The following is a 17,636-nucleotide window of genomic DNA, read 5'->3' on the forward strand; positions in this document are numbered from 1 at the left end:
GCTGTCTCCTCAATTCAAACTAATAATGTTAAACGGCAGCGGCACCGCCAACGATCTCGGAAATTTCCTGAGTAATCGCGGCTTGACGCAGCTTGTTGTAAATGAGTTGTAGGCTTTTGATCAAGTCACCTGCGTTATCTGTTGCAGCTTTCATTGCAACCATACGCGCAGACTGTTCACACGCGATGTTTTCAATCACGCCTTGATAAACCATAGACTCGATATAGCGAACCAATAAACCGTTCAGCAATTCTTCTGCTTCTGGTTCATAGATATAGTCCCAACCGTATTGACGGTTAAGGCTGTCGCTGTCTTCTGCTGGAGCAAGTGGAACCAGTTGTTCAACTTGAGGCTTCTGCGTCATTGCGTTAACGAAACCATTTGACACTAAATAGATGCGATCAAGTTCGCCCTTGTCAAATGCATCAAGCATAACTTGTACAGAACCTGTCAACTGTTCAAGAGTCGGTGCATCACCGATCTGAGTCGTTGCTCCAAGCACTTTACCGCCGTAGTTTTTAAAAAACGAAACCGCTTTTTGACCAATTAAAGCAAATTGAACTTCAATTGACTGCTCTTGCTGTTCCTGTACATGCTTAGCAACTTTTTTGAACAAGTTAATGTTCAAACCGCCAGCAAGACCACGATCTGAAGAAATCACGATATAGCCAACGCGCTTTACAGGGCGTTCAACCATATAACGGTGTTTATATTCAGGATTCGCTTGAACCAAGTGAGCAATTACACGGTGCATATTTTCGGCATACGGACGGCCTGCAGCCATGCGCTCTTGCGCACGACGCATTTTAGAAGCAGCTACCATCTGCATCGCACGCGTAATTTTCTGCGTCGACTTGATACTAGCTACTTTGGCGCGAATTTCTTTTAAATTTGCCATACGCTTAACCTAGTATTCGAAAGCCCTTCCGAGCTTTCGAAGGTTGATCCGTGAACCAAACTTTAAACTAACCAGCTAATGCTCAATTAGTAAGTTTGAGTCGCTTTGAATTTCTCAATACCTGCTTTAATTTCAGCTTCGATGTCTTTGTTGAAATCACCAGTAGCATCGATATTTTGCATTAACGCAGCATGTTCAGAACGGAAGTAAGCAATTAACGCAGTATCAAAGTCTACGATTTTCTTCACTTCAACGTCAGTCATGTAACCTTCGTTAGATGCATAAACTGAAACAGCTTGGTCAGCAATTGAGTAAGGAGCATATTGTTTTTGCTTCATTAACTCAGTTACACGTTGACCGTGTTCAAGTTGTTTACGAGTTGCTTCGTCAAGGTCAGAAGCGAACTGAGCAAACGCAGCCAATTCACGGTATTGTGCAAGAGCGGTACGGATACCACCTGACAATTTCTTGATGATCTTAGTTTGAGCAGCACCACCAACACGCGATACCGAAATACCTGCGTTTACAGCAGGACGGATACCAGCATTGAATAATGAAGTTTCCAAGAAGATCTGACCGTCAGTAATCGAAATTACGTTCGTTGGTACGAATGCAGATACGTCACCCGCTTGAGTTTCAATAATCGGTAATGCAGTTAATGAACCAGTTTGGCCTTTAACTTCACCTTTAGTGAATTGCTCAACGTAGTCAGCAGATACACGTGAAGCACGTTCTAATAAACGTGAGTGTAGATAGAATACGTCACCTGGATACGCTTCACGACCTGGTGGACGACGTAACAATAATGAGATTTGACGGTAAGCAACAGCTTGCTTAGACAAATCATCATAAATGATAAGTGCATCTTCACCGCGATCACGGAAGTATTCACCCATTGTACAGCCCGAGTACGGAGCTAAGTACTGCATAGCAGCTGGATCAGCAGCAGCAGCAGCAACAACAGTTGTATACGCCATAGCGCCAGTTTCTTCTAGCTTGCGTACTACGTTAGCGATAGTCGATTGTTTTTGACCAATAGCTACGTATACACATTTAATGCCAGAATTTTTCTGAGCGATGATCGCATCGATCGCCATAGCTGTTTTACCAGTTTGGCGGTCACCAATGATCAACTCACGTTGACCACGACCAACAGGAATCATTGTATCAACTGATTTATAACCAGTTTGTACAGGTTGGTCTACTGATTGACGCCAAATTACGCCTGGTGCTACTTTTTCAACAGCATCAGTAAGTTTTGCATCAATAGGGCCTTTACCATCAATCGGATTACCCAAAGCGTCTACGACACGGCCAAGAAGTTCAGGACCAACCGGAACTTCTAATACACGACCTGTGCAACGAGCTTTTTGACCTTCTTGAAGGCTTAAGTAGTTACCTAAAACAACGGCACCCACTGAATCCTGTTCTAGGTTCAGTGCCATACCAAATAAGCCGCCGTCGAATTCGATCATTTCACCGTACATTGCATCAGCAAGGCCGTGAATGCGCACAATACCGTCGGATACCATAACAATGGTACCTTCGTTTTTAGCGGTCGCGCTGGTGTCCAGATCGCCGATACGCTGTTTAATGAGCGCACTGATCTCGGATGGATTCAGTTGTTGCATTGCGCTATACCTCAATCTTTTAATAGTTCAGTCTTTTTGCGGTTAAGCAAGAAGACGAGTCCGCATTTTTTCAAGCTTGTTAAGCGCAGAATCATCTATCACTTGGTCGCCTGCACGAATAACAACACCTGCAATGAGCGCAGGGTTAACTTCTACAGTTACATTTACTGCTGCTTCGAATTTTTTCTCTAATGCATGGACAAGTAATTGTTCTTGAACAGAAGTCATAGGGAATGCTGATTCAATCACAACATCCACAGTATTGTTATTCTGTGATTTGAGCTGTTCGTATTCTGCAGCGATTTCAGGAAGAAGAACCAAACGATCGTTTTCAGCAAGCAATGTCAAAAAGTTTGACACTGCTGCAGTTTGGTCTTCGCCTAATACTTTTGCGAAAATACTGACCTGCTCAGCAGGAGTAAGCTCAGGGCGATTTAAATAAGCTGAAAATGCTTCGTCTTGTACCGCAGCACTAAGCACTTGTAATGCATTTGACCAGTTGTCAGTTGCATGTTGCTCAGATGCGTAAGCAAATGCTGCTTTTGCGTATGGGCGAGCCAACGTCAAGAGTTCAGCCATATTCCGCCTCGCTTAAAGTTTAGCAGCCAGCTGAGTAAGCATGGCATTGTGAGCTTCTGCATCAACTTGCTGGTTAAGGATTTTCTCCGCACCAGTAACTGCCAAGGCAGCAACTTGTTGACGTAATTCTTCGCGAGCAGAATTGATTTCTGTATCAACAGCTTCTTTCGCTTGTTGACGAATACGCTCACCTTCAGCAGCAGCTTGAGTACGAGCTTCTTCTACCAATTGTGCTGCACGACGGTTCGCTTGTTCGATCAATAGAGCCGCTTGTGCTTTAGCTGCGTCTAATTCTGCCTTAACTTGTGCTTGCGCATCAGCAAGGTCAGCTTTAGCTTTTTCAGCAGCATTTAAGCCATCAGCGATTTTACGCTGACGCTCACTAATCGCATTGATTAGTGGTGGCCATACAAACTTCATGCAGAATGCGACAAAGATCGCAAATGCAATTGCTTGGCCAATCAATGTGAGGTTGATATTCATTGCTATTCCTCAATAGTTTAATTTAGGAATTAAGCTGATTAACCTACAAATGGATTAGCGAAGATGAAGAACAAGCCAATACCAACACCGATCATAGGCACAGCATCAAGAAGACCCGCGATTAAGAACATACGAGTTTGAAGTTGTGGAGCCAATTCTGGTTGACGAGCAACAGCTTCAAGGAAGCGACCGCCTAAAAGACCAAAACCAATCGCAGTACCTAAAGCACCGAAAGCGATCAAGATAGCAGATGCAATTGCAACTAGACCTAAAGTGAGTTCCATGATAATTCCTCAGAGGTTAGGTTTATACCAAATTAAAGTAAAAAATTTTAAGCCCAACCATCCGGTGATAGTTAGGCAATACCATTAATGTTTTTCGCTTGCCATGCTCAAGTATACGATAGTCAGCATCATGAAAATGAACGCTTGTAACGTAATAACAAGAATGTGGAAGATCGCCCAAGGCACAGACAACGCCCACTGGATCCAGAACGGTAGTAACGCGATTAAGATGAAGATTAACTCACCTGCATACATGTTACCGAATAGTCGTAGAGCCAATGAAATTGGTCGTGCAAGGAAAGTTACTAATTCCAGAATTAAGTTCACAGGAATAAGCAACGCTTTTGCAACTGGATTACTTGGGTTAAATGGGTTAAGTGCCAATTCACCAACGAAACCGCCAACACCTTTTTCACGGATGCTGTAGAACAAGATGAGCACAAATACAGATAAAGACATACCAAGGGTAATGTTAGGATCTGTAGATGGAACGATCTTGAAGTAAACGTGGTGTGGATCCATACCAAATACGCTTGCGCCAACGTGCTGAGCTACATAAGGAATCCAGTCAACAGGAATCAAATCCATCAAGTTCATGAGGAAAATCCACACGAAGATGGTTAAAGCTAGCGGAGCAATTAAGCGTGATTTGCCATGGAAAGTGTCACGAACACTTGAGTCAACAAACTCAATGATCATTTCAATTGCAGACTGGAACTTGGTAGGAACACCAGAGTTTGCAGCTTTCGCTACAATCCAGAACAACAAACAGAAAATGACACCAAGGCCAATTGACCAACCCATTGAATCCAAGTGAATAGCAGTGAACCCCATCTGTTGAGCTTCAGCACCGTTCTCAGCCAATTTCCACGTACCGTCTGGCATTTTGCCATAGGTCATATTGGTCAAGTGATGCTTGATATACTCGGTCGAAGTAAGGGCATGTTCTTCAGCAGCCATAAATCACACCTGGTCAATGTCAAATACAAATAGAGTAAGCGAATATCACATGCTTCGCGATATCTCGCTTATCTCCAAAAAAACTTTTCAATTTAGCTGCGCTTAAACTCGTTTTTGTAGACGTGACACCCAAAAAGGAGCGACCCACGACATGGTCTGAACGAGTATAAAACCACAAAACAACGCCGCCGGAGATAACGGCTGGACATTGCTTAAAATTAAAATAAATCCGACGATCACAATCGCAAACTTGCCCATCATCCCCCGGTACATATTTGATAGTACCTGTTTGGATGCTCTCGCTCCTGCAGCTCGAAACGACTGCCACGAAAAATAACAACTCGCAAGCCAACATACGCCTGCACCAAGTGCGGCACTTAAAGCAGCTGTTGCATCTTTCACAGCCCACGCCAGCAAGGCTGACACAGGAATCATACATGCTTGTAAGATGACTAATGCTTTCGCTAATCGTCGGTCAATCAAGCGACTAGTTCGGCTCATTATTTATCCACTCACAGCATAAATGCTTGACAAGTTTAGCTGATGATCGTTTTTAATCGCAGGCATTATAGAGTTACACCCCTGAACATGCAATCATTTCCCGACCTAAGTCGAGTTTTTTTCCATACAACAAATGTCTAGCAACTGATTAATTATTGATTACTTTCGCTTCATTGACGTGCAGTTAATACACAATTTTTGACCTGCTGCGCCAAATCTGACCATGCCGAGATAAAGTTACTCTCGCCTGTTAGGCTTTCGTCAACGGCTTGAAACACAATCGGCTGTAGTTTTTGATACTGATTGGCACTGGCATGAGACTCTGCCAATAGACACATTTTCTTTTGACTGCGATGATCATTCAAATATTTAATTTGCGCCAGCGTCGGAGCAATATGTGGATCATCGGTCATGGATCCTGCCAACCGCAAATGCAAAGGCTGCTCTAGATACTGATAGGCATCGTGATAGGCCCAATAAGGTTGAACAGTCGCTTTATTTTGGAATTTCTGTGCTGTACTAAACATCTGTTTAGCAAACCCCTGTGCATTGTGCCAATACTTGTCACGATACTGTGGTTGCTGCTGCGAACGTAATGCCGCAATAAAAAAACCTATTCGCACAGCATTATTCGGATCTAACCATACATGGGTATCCACGGTATTGGCGAGCGGTGTTCCGCGTGTACTGCGCTGTGGCATAGTTTTGACCAGCCCCGAAGAAAGAATGGAAACTGCTTTGGGATTATTGTGCAGTAATTTATCCAGCGGTGCTTCATGCGCCTTACCCAGCCAAATCACCAAATCTGCATCTTGAATCGCTTTGCGATGGGCCGGGGTTAAAGACACATCATGCCCCGTCTGATTTTGCAAAAGCAACACAGGCTGCTCTACGCCACGCGTGACTTCCTGCGCAATCAAGTATAAAGGATGTGTTGAAACCACTAGACTTTGTGTCCACCCGACAGTACTCAGGATAGACAGCAAGCAAAATGCAAAGATACGGGACATGAAGCAAAGATACCAAATTCGATCAGATGTTATAATATAACAATTGAACAAAAATACCTACGTCTAATCGTAACTTAAGGCGGTTCATGTTAAAATTTTGTGTCAAATATTCTATTTTAAGCCCGAACTGAGGTTGCTATGAGCTTATGTTCGCACGAACACCACAATGCATTACATGGCGTGCACGATCATCATAATGTTGCAACACGCCTTGCTGAAGCAGAAAGTCTCTGTGCAGCGACTGGCGCGCGCTTAACCCCATTGCGTAAAGAAGTATTAGAGCTCATTTTGACCGCCCATGGTCCAATGGGTGCTTATGACTTATTGGCTAAAATTAAAAGTGAGTCAGACCGCCCTGCTGCACCACCAACGGTTTATCGCACCTTAGATTTTCTCCTAGAAAAAGGTTTAATCCACCGTCTGACGTCAATTAATGCCTATATTCCCTGTTGCCATCCTCGTGAAGGGCATCAAGCGGCATTTTTGATTTGTACCGAATGCCATATTGTGAAAGAAGCCTCTTCTGAAGGCCTATTGCAACAGCTAGATGCCTTAGCCGCTTCCGACCATTTCACTGCACAACACAGCATTATTGAGATTTCTGGAAAATGTCAGAATTGCAGCCAAGCGAATTAAACACACCGACACTGATTACGCTGGAGCAAATTAGTGTCCGGATCGATGACCGCGATATTCTGAAACAGATTGACTTTAGCCTGCATGAACGTGAAATTGTGACCCTGATTGGGCCAAATGGTGCAGGCAAATCAACCCTGATTAAAGTGCTACTCGGTATTCTTAAGCCGAATGCTGGCCGCATCCAGTCTGCGCGTAAACTCAAATTTTCATACGTCCCGCAAAAGTTTAACCCATCACATAGCTTACCCCTGCGTGTCAAGGATTTACTCGAGCTTGAGCCCTGCCCTGCCGACATTAAACAAGAAATTATTCAAGATACGGGCATTGCCAAACTCCAGAATTCCAAAGTCCAGCAACTTTCGGGCGGCGAACGTCAACGGGTACTTTTAGCCCGTGCCCTTTTGCGCCAACCTGATATTTTGGTCTTAGATGAGCCGATGCAAGGGCTGGATATTCAATCTGAAGCCGAACTGTATGACTATGTCCGCAGCCTGCCTGAAAAATATCAGTGCGCAGTCCTGATGGTCTCACATGACCTGCAATGGGTGATGCAAGGCACACAACGCGTAGTATGTTTAAACAAGCATATCTGCTGTAGCGGTCTGCCAGAAAATATTCAACAACATCCCGAATACCAAGCTATTTTTGGTAGCAACCGGGTCTTGTATCAACACCATCATGATCACTGTGCCCATGGAGACAGTGCAACGGCTTGCCAACATGACCCTCGCCCACATATTCACCCCGAACCGGAAGCCTAATAGATGATGGAATGGTTAGATCTACTATTACCTGCTTGGATCATGGGAACGTTATTGGTGTTTTTAACCGCCCCTTTGGGCTGCCTAATGCTTTGGCGTCGCATGTCTTTCTTTGCCGACACCATGGCGCATGGCACCTTGCTGGGCGTTGCAATTGCAGGAGCACTCAGCTTGCCGTTTTGGGTAGGTGTTAGCTTGTTGGCATTTATGCTGGTCGCCATCTTATGGGTGTTACATGATCCTCGTTTACCCAATGATGCCCTGTTAGCCCTCTGCTCCGCGACCCTGCTGTGTGCAGGTTTAATGCTCATTCAACATTTACCCAGCTTAAGACCCGAATTACTCAGCTATTTATTTGGGGACTTACTCACTATTGCTTGGGCTGATCTCCCGATATTTGCCATTGTGATTGTGCTTGCACTTGCAGTGCTGTGCAAATACTGGAAAGCCCAAATTCAAATTGCGATTGATCCCGATATTGCGATTAGTGAAGGCATTAATGCTAAATGGCAACGCCTCGTATTTATGTTACTGCTTGCGGTCTTTACCGTACTGGCCTTACGCGCAGTGGGTTCATTATTGATGGGGGCCTTACTGGTGATTCCTGCTTTAACCGCACGCTTGCTTGCACACTCACCTAAACAAATGGTGATTTGGGCCTTTGTGATGGCTCAATTGGGAGTAAGTGTCGGCTTATGGTCCAGTGCAGCACTCAACACCCCAACAGGTTTAAGTATTGTCTTGTGTATGGCTTTGGTCTTTGCGCTGATTTTTACGCTACAAAAAGTCCGTAAAATGGCTTAATTCAGCCACTCTTCGCACAATTTAGCCAAAAGTTATTGTTATTGATGCACCAGACTTAACAAACCCGCTGCACAGCTAAATAACACCGCAAAAGTACGATTCATGTACTTTTGCTGTTTTGGTGATTTCAGTAGTTTTAGTACTTTAGCTGCCAAGCCGGTATAACCTGCCATTACAATCAAATCGATACTGATCATAGTCACCGCCATCACCACATATTGCATCCATTGTGGTTGAGACAAATCCAAAAACTGCGGCAAGACTGCCAATAAAAAAACAATTGCTTTCGGGTTGCTCATATTGACCAAGAAGCCATAAGCCACCAATTTAGGAACCGATTTCACGACTTGTTGTTCTGCTTTAATATCAATCGACTGTACAGGAGCTTTCCATTGCAGATAAGCCAAATACAATAAATAACCCACACCAAACCATTTCACGACGAAAAATGCCCAAGGCGTCGTAGCAAAAAGCACTCCTACTCCAGCAGCAACAATGCCAATCTGTACCAGTAATGCCAACTGTAAACCAATTGCATTCCAGTAACCGCGACGAAATCCATAGTTTAAGCCACTCGACATCGAGGCAATTGCACCCGCTCCAGGTGAAACACTAATCACCCAGCATGCCAACATAAACGCTACCCAAACCTGAAAAGACATCACCGTACCATCCCAACCTAGACAATGTATTATATGACTATTCACACTTTATATGTGCTGAGAAATGCTCAATCCAAGAATAATGCGCATTAGGCTATTCAGCCCAAGATTGATCAGGCACAATAAACCCAGCCACATATTGAATAAAAATCAAAGGAGCTATAAATGACCGCACAATCAGTAATTTTACCCTTACCTTCAGATCATGCCCGCTTTATCGTATTGCGCTTAAAAGATTTAAGCCTGTCTGAGCTGAAAGACAAGATCGAAGATTTACTGAATACGCGTGATCGTTTAATCACTCAGCACCACAATGCTGAAATTAAAACAGCTGTTGCCTTTGGTCCTGAACTTTGGGCAAAACTTTACAATCAGTCTCCTGCTGGATTTAAGCAACTGAATCCAATTCAAGGTGCGTTTGAGATGCCTGCCGTACCTGCGGATGTGCTAATTCATATTGCCGCTCAACGCAGTGATATTTGCTTTACCTTGAGCCAAGCCTTTTTTGACGGTATTCAGGATAAAGTTGAGGTTCTAGACGAGCGTGTTTGCTTCCGCTATTTTGATGGTCGGGATTTGACGGGCTTTATTGATGGCACTGAAAACCCGCAATTCCCTGATGACCGTGCTGAAACAGCCCTATTGGGTGAAGATGCAGGAATTTTCAAAGATGGTTCTTTCGTGTTTGCACAACGTTATGTACATGATTTAGAGAAATGGAAGCAACTGAAAGTGGACGCGCAAGAAAGTGTCATGGGGCGTTCCAAGCTTGAAAGCATTGAAATGGACGATGATGTCAAACCAGAAAATGCGCATATTGCGCGTGTCGTGATTGAAGATGATGAAGGCGAAGAAATGGAAATTCTGCGTCACTCTTTACCTTATGGAGATGGTAAAGGTGAACAAGGACTGTTCTTTATTGCCTATACCAAAAATCTTGCCATTATTGATGACATGCTAGAGCACATGTTTGGCACAACGGGTGATGGCATTCATGACCGCTTACTGCATTTTGTGACTGCAGTAGATGGTGCTTACTTCTTTGCACCAAGTGAAGAGTTGTTGGAAGAGGTTTTATAAGATAAAAGATTCAAGCCGACTGAAGTCGGCTTCATTTAACCTATTAAAAAATAATACATTTAATTGAATTTAGTTAAAATCCAAGTAATTTTTTTATCAGAAATAGCTTTGGAATAGCCACACGCACTAAAAGCTATTGAAAATAAAACAAATATAAATCTCATATCATTCATCCTTATTAAATGTTAATGATAAACCCTGTAAATGAAGATGATTATTATGTCTTGGGTTAGTCCATTCACTACTCCTAGGGAGTATAATGCTACCAAAGTTAAGCATAGCGATAACAAAAAAATCATTCATAATACACATTTCAAAAAATTGATATTTAAAAAGATGTTCTCATGAACATCCCTCTTGATATTTCAATTTATCAAGTGTTCCATATGTAACCTCTGCTACCCTATTCTCAACAATATAAAATTTAACACCATTATTATTGTCAAATTGGTGCTGCAAATAGTATGTATTTTCATCATATGCACTTTTCACCAAAATTAAGTCTTTAACCTTAGATTTTAAATCTTCAACAGAAAGTCCCTTAAATGCAGATTTTTGATATGAAGCAGTAGAAAGCTTATTATCAAAGACCAAATAGCTAATATTTTCATCCTTATTTTCTGCATACAAACAATTATCGATAATTTCTGTATCATCCACTTGCTTTACAAGGCCTTCTTTTTCCAACTTAATGTAATCTTCACCGATATCCATATTTTTAAATTCAGACAATAAACTATTTAATAAAAAATTATTATCAACTATTTTTGTTTCTTCTTTGACATTACATGCTATCAAGATAAAAAATAAAGGGAAAATACATAGTTTATACATTATTAAATATCCTCAGTTTTGGGCAAGCATGCGCCAATATGTAAATGGTGGTAATGATTATTTGCATAGCTTGTGCCTGATATTTTGGGTTTCTTACTATAACCATCCTGAGTATAAAACACTGTAAAACCAAACTTTCTTAATTCACGAACTAGAGTAATATTCCGTTGTTCATCATAATCATTATTTTGTGTCCAAATTGCTTTCGCTCTATGTGCATTCTTTTTTCCTATGTATCTAAAATCACATGCTTCACCATTACGATGTGTAACACTTGGTGCCTGTGAACTGCCATCAATAAGGCTTCCTCCTGAACTTGGGTATTCCTCATAACCGAGACTCATGAATGTACCAAGAACTCCTGACATGGTAATACCATTTAAATAAAATCTAATATTCCCTCCTGTCATAAACCATTTATATCCAATATTTCCACTCTTATAAGAGCCATGCTTTGTAAAATCAATGAGATAACAACTCCCAGAGATAACCTCATTTCCTGCTTTACGCATAGGTGCTTTAACAAATTTAGATTTCCCTAAATTATGAGTCTTACCATTCTGGTCATAATAAATGAACTCAGCAAAACCAGTTGCAGCTTTATTCTCTCTTTTGATTTTTCCATCATGATAAATATGATATCGAGTCGTATCACTTGTTGGCGGTGATTGATTACTTACCGTTGTTAATGGCTTTCCTCCACTTTCAGTATACGTATTATTTTGCTTCGTTTGATTCTTCTTATCTGCCTCAGTTTTTGCTTTTTCTGCTTCTTCTTTTGCTTTCTTTTCCTGAGCTTCTTTCTGCTGTTGTTGCTTTTTTAGATCTTCGGCCTGCTTACGCTTTGCATTTGCAACTTCATACAATTTAGAAGCTTTAATAGTACTATCATTTACTGTGAAGAGCTGCATAGGTTTAGATTTTTCAACACGGCTCAAAACTAAACTTTTACCCTTTATACCAAAGCCATAAACAAAACCCGTTAACATTCGCACATTTATTACACCACGATTATTTGTTCTTTTCGGTATTTCTCGGCCTCGATAAAAGAGACTAAACAATGTATTTGGGACAATTTTATCATCTTGAGTTACTGAAATATTAAAAGAATGTACAGGAAGCTTCACTTTAATTGTTTTATTTTTCAATGCGGCGCTAACTTGAAAATGATGAATTACCTGTTTCTGTCCATCACCTTCTACTGAAACCTCAATATCTTGCCCTTCCTCCGCATTAACCCCTTGCTTAATCCCACGACTATCAGCTGTATGCTTTTTAATATTACCTTTATAGGTAAGAAAAAAATTCATATTAGAGATTGCTTTACCGGAATCGCCCTCGACTATTTCAATATTAAAATTCACATCTTTAGATGCAGGAATTACATTTGCCTCTTGAGATTTCGAGGATTGTCTTTGTTCATTTCTTACTTCTTGAGGTGTTTTATTAACCTGAGGTCTCGGTTGAGGCGTACTATCTGTCTCTAAAGTTGCTGAATGACTTGTAACTTTGAAATCACTTAAAGTTGCTTTTTGTTTTTCATTTGCTTTTTGAATAATACTGTTCGACTCTTTGCCATCAGCCACAATTTTTATTTCTGTATTTGGGTTTCTAACAATAACAGGAAGGTTACCATTCTCATCACTCTTAACCTTAACTCTTGTTTCTCCTGAAATATATTTACCATTGTTTTTAGAAATAATCGTTACTTCTTTATTTTTTAATTCTAAGCCTGAACTATCTTTTAGAGTAATATAAATTTTTCTTTTGCAACAGCTTTCTAAATCAAAACCACCGAACATTGATAAGTATGAAGAAATATGTGTTCCAAGCCCATCCGATACAGCAGATTTTATCTTAAATACAGGTGAGCCAAGAAAAGTTGCTAGTCCTCCTTCACCCATTAAATGTGCACTAGCTATTGCTCCCGATTCAGTTACCTCAACCCCATTAATAATTTTCCCATAATATTGATTGAAATTTAATATCTGCATACGTTTACATAAAAAATTTATCCAATCACTCACTGCCATTAATTGTAATTCAGGCTTTGTAAGAAAATCATTGAAAGAATGAATTCCATTCTTACCTGACCACTCCCCTTTCCAGTCATTTTTATCAAAAGTTGCCCTAATCGTATTTATTCTTTGCTTCTCTTTCTCTGGGTTTAGCTTTCTAAAATCTACACCTAAATCTCCTAAATAGTATCCAGTTTCAAATAATGCAGACTCTCCCATTTGAAAAAAACCACGATATCCTCCTGAGCTTTTTTTGGCTGCTGCTATTATATTCGATTTGTGGTTTAAGCTTAGTTTCAAATCAGCACTTGATTCCTTATAGCTAACAGCCTGTATAAATCCATTTCTATTTAATTCAAAATCTTGTACCGATCCATCTTGAAATTTTATAGTCTTTTTCATTACTTAAACCTGTCATGAATCTTATATTTAGAAATATTACTAATAGATGTTTCTTTGAATAAATACCCATTTAAAGCTGATACAATATTTGCATCTTCTCCAACTTTACTACAAGATAAATTCACATCTACGGAATCTTCTTTTCTAAACCCACCTTTAATTTTTTTTCGATCTATTTCTCTTGAATATGCGAATGAATTAATATCATTATAAATCATGATAAGATCAGTTTTATTATGTTTCATTTCCGCCCAATAAATATAATAATTTTTATTTTTATACTGAACATGGTTACATGTTCCTGTAGATGTCCAATTTTTATCTTTTAAATCAAAGCCAATTTTTTTTGCTATTTTTTTGTTTTCTTTATTAAAGTTATCTTCCCATATATCAGGACACTGAACATCCTCTAATACAATCACTTGTACTGCTGGCTCGCTCCAATATTTCATACATTCTTTGGCACCCTCTGCATGTAAATTTATACTATTTAGCAAAATACATGCACCAATCATTATATTTACAGTTTTCATTATTAAATTAATCCTTAAGTCCAAAACTTTCAAAATCTGCTTTTAAATCTGTATCTTCAATATCTTCAATATCTTCATCACTATCGTGCTCATGGTTATGACCATCATCACCACCGCAACAGGCCTCATCTAAACCATGACCTTGCCCTTCCGTGATCACTTCTTCAACCAGTTGTAGCTTATCTGAACTGTCATCATTCTTACCGAGTAAAAGAATTTCGACGCTATCTGGGTTATCACTAAAGATCCGCCCGGTCCTTGCGAACTGATCAAGAAAACCAATGTATTCTGTTTTCTTAGCATGATTAATAACTTTATATTTAAATCCATCTTTCAATAAATCAGCATTAACCAACTCGCTAAAATCAAACCGACGACTAAAGACTCCGCTCTCAGGCATTTTCGGCAACTCAGCATTTACTGTTGCCCCACTCGTAAATACATGCTGCCCAGCTTTACTTTCAAACTTACCGCCTGTTGTTGAAAATACGCCATCTGCATTAATTTTGAGCTGAGACCCACCCGCTGTTAGTACAATTTCTTTTGGACTTGTCAGTTCGATTTTATCTTCAGTAGAAATGAGCTTGATAACCTTCTTGGCGATTGCTTCAATTGCATCATCCTGTGCTTGTAACTCCAATTTTCCTTTTGCGGCATAAGCTTTGAAGCCCTTTTGTGCGGCAAACAAACTGATTTTGTCCTGTGCATGCCCGATAATATTTTTCTGAGCACTCAGGTTAATTGAACCACTGGCACTCTCCGCAATATCCTGCGAAGCCTGCAAAATAATGTTTTCAGGTGTTGTTAAAGCAATCCCATTCGGTGATGCTAATAACATCAATGCCTGTCTGAAAATCTTTCCTTGTTCTTGCTGCTTTGCATCAGCACTGCTTTCTAGACCTTGGGTATATCCCTCCATGAAGCCTTGCAAAGAATCCAAAGCTTTGGATGGGGTAACTTCTAATTTATTACCTTTATGAAAAGTTCCACACGTACTCATCAAATCAAAATCTTGAATATCAACATTGGCTAAAACTTTTCCAACTTCCTGAATACTCTCAAAAGGGTTTTGCTGAATTCGATCCTTGATACTTGCCAGTTTACCTTTAACAAGATCAGCGCCATGCTCTTCAACATTTTCAATAAATGCTTTTAAATTTTCAGCAGCATCTATGGCATCACCAAAGAATGCATTGAACTCCTCTACAACCGTTTTGGTATCACTCCCTAATGCCCCAATATCTGCAATAAAACCACCACAATCTTTCAATGCATGAATTGGATCTTTATTCATACTTTCTTTAAATAGATTTAATGTGCTTTCTAGCGCTTGCCCTGTGGTTTTTAACTCGAGTGATTGAATAAACTTCGGCAACCGATGAAGCACATTCAAAGCATCCGTCTGCTGTTTCACTGCAATTTCGCTCAGTACATTCATACTGTCATAACCTTGCGACAGTAAAGATTGAGCTTGAGCCGCTTCTAAATGATCCGCGATTGCTTGTTCTTGCGCATAGGTACTAATCAACATACCTTTACCAGCACGTACGGCTCCCCAAGCATCTGTTCTGAGTTCAAACCCCTCCCCACGACCACTGCTTTGCTCAGTTTCTTTAGGATGACTGAGATTGCCCAAGTTCAACTGACTCGCTCCATGGCTACTTTGCAACTGGGCACTGATCTGCCCCGTCGTATCATCAAAACGCAACTGATTAAAACCGCTTCCACCCACTTCTTGAGAGCGGATGCCACTCAGCTTTTTGGTGGCTGGCAATTGTCCTTTTACATCAAACTTGGTTGGAGAGCGCTGAGCTTCATGAATTCGACCCAGCACAAAAGGACGATCAATACATCCCTCAAAGAAGTCTACAACAACCAATTCTCCCACTCGTGGAAGAAAGCGTGCTCCATAACCTTCGCCAGCCCATGGCGTGAGTACATCCACCCAAGCTGAGTCGGTATCATTATCATTACTTCCAGCACCGTCATCATGTTGATGATCATGCGCACGAGTAAACAGGAAGCGAACCTTAATTCGGCCCCACTCATCGACATAAATCTCCTCACCTTCAGGTCCTACAACCCTTGCATGTAGCGGGTTTGCATTGGGGCGATGTTTGAGTAGATCATATTCAGGCACGACTTTAACTTGACGACGAATTAAAATCAGTTGATTCCCCTGCCGCTCATCGGATCCCAAGAAACTTAAAATATTTGAATCCAATATCTGCATCAGCTGAGTTTGTAATTCCGTTGGCAGATTATTCTGGTTATAAAAGTGCTTTTCATAAATCAAGAATTGCTGATCACTTTCAGCATGTAAATCAATTTCAGGATGTCCTTGCAAAGTAAACCAGTAACCTACATGTGCATCGCGTACCGAAGTCTGAGCTTTAAAATACTTGGCTTGCAAGGCTTGGTAAGCCCCTAAATGTCCATTTAGCCGATCTAATTGCTGTGAACTTGAAGCTGTCGCCTGATCATCTCCATTTAAGTCAGCTACCCAAGCAGGACTGCAAGACCATGCTTGCTCCAAACTCAAACTTTCATTCTCAAAATGTTGGCTATGTTGATGTGAACTGAGTTGTGCACCAGAGCCATCTTCTTGGCTTAAGCCTTCCGCTTGCCAGCGCTGAACATGACTCACCGTCGATTGTAATTGCCGATGAGCCACCAAACGAGTCATATTATCAAAATGCTCAGTAGCATGGCTGCGATGAAATCGGATGACCTGACGGCTTAAGGCTGAAAAATATTGATTGTTATCAATGAGTCTTAAAACTTGTGGTTCGATTGATTGCAAAACATGTGGAACAAAGAGTTGTTGCTCATCGACCCACCAATTGATGCCTTCACTTCGCCATAACCGTGTCAGAAACTCATAATCAGTTTCATTAAACTGCATTACAAAAGGGCGAACATCATAATTTTCTGAAAGTTTTGATAAATCGAATATGAGGGCTGCACTAAATAAAGAACTTTTTTCTTGCCACTCTTTAAATAAAATGGTGCTGATTTCTGGCACAGTCTTATTCATAAAGACTCGACTATTACGCCGCTTATGCCATAGCGCAGTCGGATCTTGCAAGGTCAGTTGATAGATTGTAAATGCACCATCACTATAAAGTTGACTGGCTTGGGTAATAAGGCCTGTTAATCGCGTGTATTGCCCCATATCTGTGACTTGATCAACAGCAACCCGACACCCAATAAACTGCTTCAAAGCGAGATGAACTGTGGTCGACAAACAGGTCAACTGGACATTTAGCTCCCCATTCAAGACATGCTTACCTTGAATACGCTGCAAGAAAACGAGTGAATTCAATTCTGGATCAGAAAATTGAAGATGCATAGCCCGCTTAAGCGTTGTTAGCCCCAATTGGTCTAAAACACTCTGAATATTATTCAACATAGTTGTAATTCTTTATTAAAGTTATACGTATATAAAGCGCGACATTCTAATTAATCGCTTAAATAATCGTCTAGTGTTTTTTATCTTATTTTTATTCGAGACACAGATCATGACACTATTATCTCGCACTTATTTTATAATGATC

Annotated in this window: 17 protein-coding genes; 4 read left to right on the forward strand and 13 right to left on the reverse strand. The window is 40.8% G+C overall.

Features of this window, described 5'->3' with window-relative positions; translation table 11 throughout:
• Positions 1–28 precede the first annotated feature (28 nt).
• The 8 genes from atpG to ACX17N_RS13350 form a co-directional block, all read right to left on the reverse strand.
• Entirely contained in the window at positions 29–898 is an 870-nt protein-coding gene (gene atpG / locus ACX17N_RS13315; RefSeq protein ID WP_458893054.1) for a F0F1 ATP synthase subunit gamma, read from the reverse strand.
• 86 nt (positions 899–984) lie between these two features.
• Positions 985–2,529 carry a F0F1 ATP synthase subunit alpha gene (gene atpA, locus ACX17N_RS13320; RefSeq protein ID WP_458893055.1) on the reverse strand — a complete coding sequence of 515 codons (1,545 nt, stop codon included), beginning with the start codon at positions 2,527–2,529 and terminating at the stop codon, positions 985–987.
• Positions 2,530–2,571: 42 nt separating this feature from the next.
• Complete coding sequence (locus tag ACX17N_RS13325) at positions 2,572–3,108, reverse strand: F0F1 ATP synthase subunit delta (RefSeq protein ID WP_458893056.1); 537 nt, start codon at positions 3,106–3,108, stop codon at positions 2,572–2,574.
• 12 nt (positions 3,109–3,120) lie between these two features.
• Positions 3,121–3,591 carry a F0F1 ATP synthase subunit B gene (locus tag ACX17N_RS13330; protein WP_458893057.1) on the reverse strand — a complete coding sequence of 157 codons (471 nt, stop codon included), beginning with the start codon at positions 3,589–3,591 and terminating at the stop codon, positions 3,121–3,123.
• Positions 3,592–3,629: 38 nt separating this feature from the next.
• Positions 3,630–3,875 (reverse strand): F0F1 ATP synthase subunit C, encoded by a 246-nt coding sequence (gene atpE / locus ACX17N_RS13335; RefSeq protein ID WP_000424060.1) that lies wholly within the window; start codon positions 3,873–3,875, stop codon positions 3,630–3,632.
• 84 nt (positions 3,876–3,959) lie between these two features.
• Positions 3,960–4,835 (reverse strand): F0F1 ATP synthase subunit A, encoded by an 876-nt coding sequence (atpB, locus tag ACX17N_RS13340; protein WP_100242265.1) that lies wholly within the window; start codon positions 4,833–4,835, stop codon positions 3,960–3,962.
• Positions 4,836–4,937: 102 nt separating this feature from the next.
• Complete coding sequence (locus ACX17N_RS13345; protein ID WP_458893058.1) at positions 4,938–5,336, reverse strand: ATP synthase subunit I; 399 nt, start codon at positions 5,334–5,336, stop codon at positions 4,938–4,940.
• Positions 5,337–5,506: 170 nt separating this feature from the next.
• Positions 5,507–6,346, reverse strand: coding sequence for a metal ABC transporter solute-binding protein, Zn/Mn family (locus ACX17N_RS13350; RefSeq protein ID WP_458893059.1), 840 nt, complete (start codon positions 6,344–6,346; stop codon positions 5,507–5,509).
• 138 nt (positions 6,347–6,484) lie between these two features.
• On the opposite strand from ACX17N_RS13350, the gene ACX17N_RS13355 reads away from it, so the two are divergent.
• Genes ACX17N_RS13355 through znuB form a run of 3 tightly spaced genes read left to right on the forward strand, consistent with a single transcriptional unit; the run spans position 6,485 to position 8,550 of the window.
• Positions 6,485–6,982 (forward strand): transcriptional repressor, encoded by a 498-nt coding sequence (locus ACX17N_RS13355; RefSeq protein ID WP_458893060.1) that lies wholly within the window; start codon positions 6,485–6,487, stop codon positions 6,980–6,982.
• Entirely contained in the window at positions 6,955–7,746 is a 792-nt protein-coding gene (znuC, locus tag ACX17N_RS13360) for a zinc ABC transporter ATP-binding protein ZnuC (RefSeq protein WP_458893061.1), read from the forward strand. Before ACX17N_RS13355 ends, znuC begins: the two co-directional genes overlap by 28 nt.
• Before the next feature lie 3 nt (positions 7,747–7,749).
• Positions 7,750–8,550: a zinc ABC transporter permease subunit ZnuB gene (gene znuB / locus ACX17N_RS13365; protein WP_458893062.1), complete on the forward strand. Its 801-nt coding sequence runs from the start codon at positions 7,750–7,752 to the stop codon at positions 8,548–8,550.
• Between the two features lie 38 nt (positions 8,551–8,588).
• Here znuB and ACX17N_RS13370 read toward each other — a convergent pair whose 3' ends face one another.
• The gene (locus ACX17N_RS13370; RefSeq protein WP_458893063.1) at positions 8,589–9,212 is read right to left on the reverse strand and encodes a LysE family transporter; all 624 of its coding nucleotides are present in this window, start codon (positions 9,210–9,212) and stop codon (positions 8,589–8,591) included.
• 165 nt (positions 9,213–9,377) lie between these two features.
• Between ACX17N_RS13370 and ACX17N_RS13375 the strand changes: the two genes are divergently transcribed.
• Positions 9,378–10,292: a Dyp-type peroxidase gene (locus tag ACX17N_RS13375; protein WP_458893064.1), complete on the forward strand. Its 915-nt coding sequence runs from the start codon at positions 9,378–9,380 to the stop codon at positions 10,290–10,292.
• A 342-nt stretch (positions 10,293–10,634) separates the two neighbouring features.
• Here ACX17N_RS13375 and ACX17N_RS13380 read toward each other — a convergent pair whose 3' ends face one another.
• The 4 genes from ACX17N_RS13380 to ACX17N_RS13395 are packed head-to-tail and all read right to left on the reverse strand — an operon-like array spanning position 10,635 to position 17,491.
• The gene (locus ACX17N_RS13380; protein ID WP_458893065.1) at positions 10,635–11,126 is read right to left on the reverse strand and encodes a hypothetical protein; all 492 of its coding nucleotides are present in this window, start codon (positions 11,124–11,126) and stop codon (positions 10,635–10,637) included.
• A gap of 2 nt (positions 11,127–11,128) precedes the next feature.
• Positions 11,129–13,546: a hypothetical protein gene (locus tag ACX17N_RS13385; protein ID WP_458893066.1), complete on the reverse strand. Its 2,418-nt coding sequence runs from the start codon at positions 13,544–13,546 to the stop codon at positions 11,129–11,131.
• Positions 13,546–14,079, reverse strand: coding sequence for a hypothetical protein (locus tag ACX17N_RS13390; protein ID WP_458893067.1), 534 nt, complete (start codon positions 14,077–14,079; stop codon positions 13,546–13,548). Before ACX17N_RS13390 ends, ACX17N_RS13385 begins: the two co-directional genes overlap by 1 nt.
• A 7-nt stretch (positions 14,080–14,086) precedes the next feature.
• A complete protein-coding gene (locus ACX17N_RS13395; RefSeq protein WP_458893068.1) occupies positions 14,087–17,491 on the reverse strand; it encodes a type VI secretion system Vgr family protein in 3,405 nt (1,134 codons plus the stop codon).
• Positions 17,492–17,636 lie beyond the last annotated feature (145 nt).

Source organism: Acinetobacter sp. GXMZU3951 (assembly GCF_054457875.1).

What these genes read in the sequence shown, in the direction of transcription:
- ACX17N_RS13350 (WP_458893059.1), bottom strand. Translation starts at nt 6,346, where the DNA reads ATGTCCCGTATCTTTGCATTTTGCTTGCTGTCTATCCTGAGTACTGTC.
- atpG (WP_458893054.1), bottom strand. Translation starts at nt 898, where the DNA reads ATGGCAAATTTAAAAGAAATTCGCGCCAAAGTAGCTAGTATCAAGTCG.
- znuB (WP_458893062.1), top strand. Translation starts at nt 7,750, where the DNA reads ATGATGGAATGGTTAGATCTACTATTACCTGCTTGGATCATGGGAACG.
- ACX17N_RS13330 (WP_458893057.1), bottom strand. Translation starts at nt 3,591, where the DNA reads ATGAATATCAACCTCACATTGATTGGCCAAGCAATTGCATTTGCGATC.
- znuC (WP_458893061.1), top strand. Translation starts at nt 6,955, where the DNA reads ATGTCAGAATTGCAGCCAAGCGAATTAAACACACCGACACTGATTACG.
- ACX17N_RS13395 (WP_458893068.1), bottom strand. Translation starts at nt 17,491, where the DNA reads ATGTTGAATAATATTCAGAGTGTTTTAGACCAATTGGGGCTAACAACG.
- atpA (WP_458893055.1), bottom strand. Translation starts at nt 2,529, where the DNA reads ATGCAACAACTGAATCCATCCGAGATCAGTGCGCTCATTAAACAGCGT.
- ACX17N_RS13325 (WP_458893056.1), bottom strand. Translation starts at nt 3,108, where the DNA reads ATGGCTGAACTCTTGACGTTGGCTCGCCCATACGCAAAAGCAGCATTT.
- ACX17N_RS13375 (WP_458893064.1), top strand. Translation starts at nt 9,378, where the DNA reads ATGACCGCACAATCAGTAATTTTACCCTTACCTTCAGATCATGCCCGC.
- ACX17N_RS13385 (WP_458893066.1), bottom strand. Translation starts at nt 13,546, where the DNA reads ATGAAAAAGACTATAAAATTTCAAGATGGATCGGTACAAGATTTTGAA.
- ACX17N_RS13390 (WP_458893067.1), bottom strand. Translation starts at nt 14,079, where the DNA reads ATGAAAACTGTAAATATAATGATTGGTGCATGTATTTTGCTAAATAGT.
- ACX17N_RS13380 (WP_458893065.1), bottom strand. Translation starts at nt 11,126, where the DNA reads ATGTATAAACTATGTATTTTCCCTTTATTTTTTATCTTGATAGCATGT.
- atpE (WP_000424060.1), bottom strand. Translation starts at nt 3,875, where the DNA reads ATGGAACTCACTTTAGGTCTAGTTGCAATTGCATCTGCTATCTTGATC.
- ACX17N_RS13355 (WP_458893060.1), top strand. Translation starts at nt 6,485, where the DNA reads ATGAGCTTATGTTCGCACGAACACCACAATGCATTACATGGCGTGCAC.
- ACX17N_RS13370 (WP_458893063.1), bottom strand. Translation starts at nt 9,212, where the DNA reads ATGTCTTTTCAGGTTTGGGTAGCGTTTATGTTGGCATGCTGGGTGATT.
- ACX17N_RS13345 (WP_458893058.1), bottom strand. Translation starts at nt 5,336, where the DNA reads ATGAGCCGAACTAGTCGCTTGATTGACCGACGATTAGCGAAAGCATTA.
- atpB (WP_100242265.1), bottom strand. Translation starts at nt 4,835, where the DNA reads ATGGCTGCTGAAGAACATGCCCTTACTTCGACCGAGTATATCAAGCAT.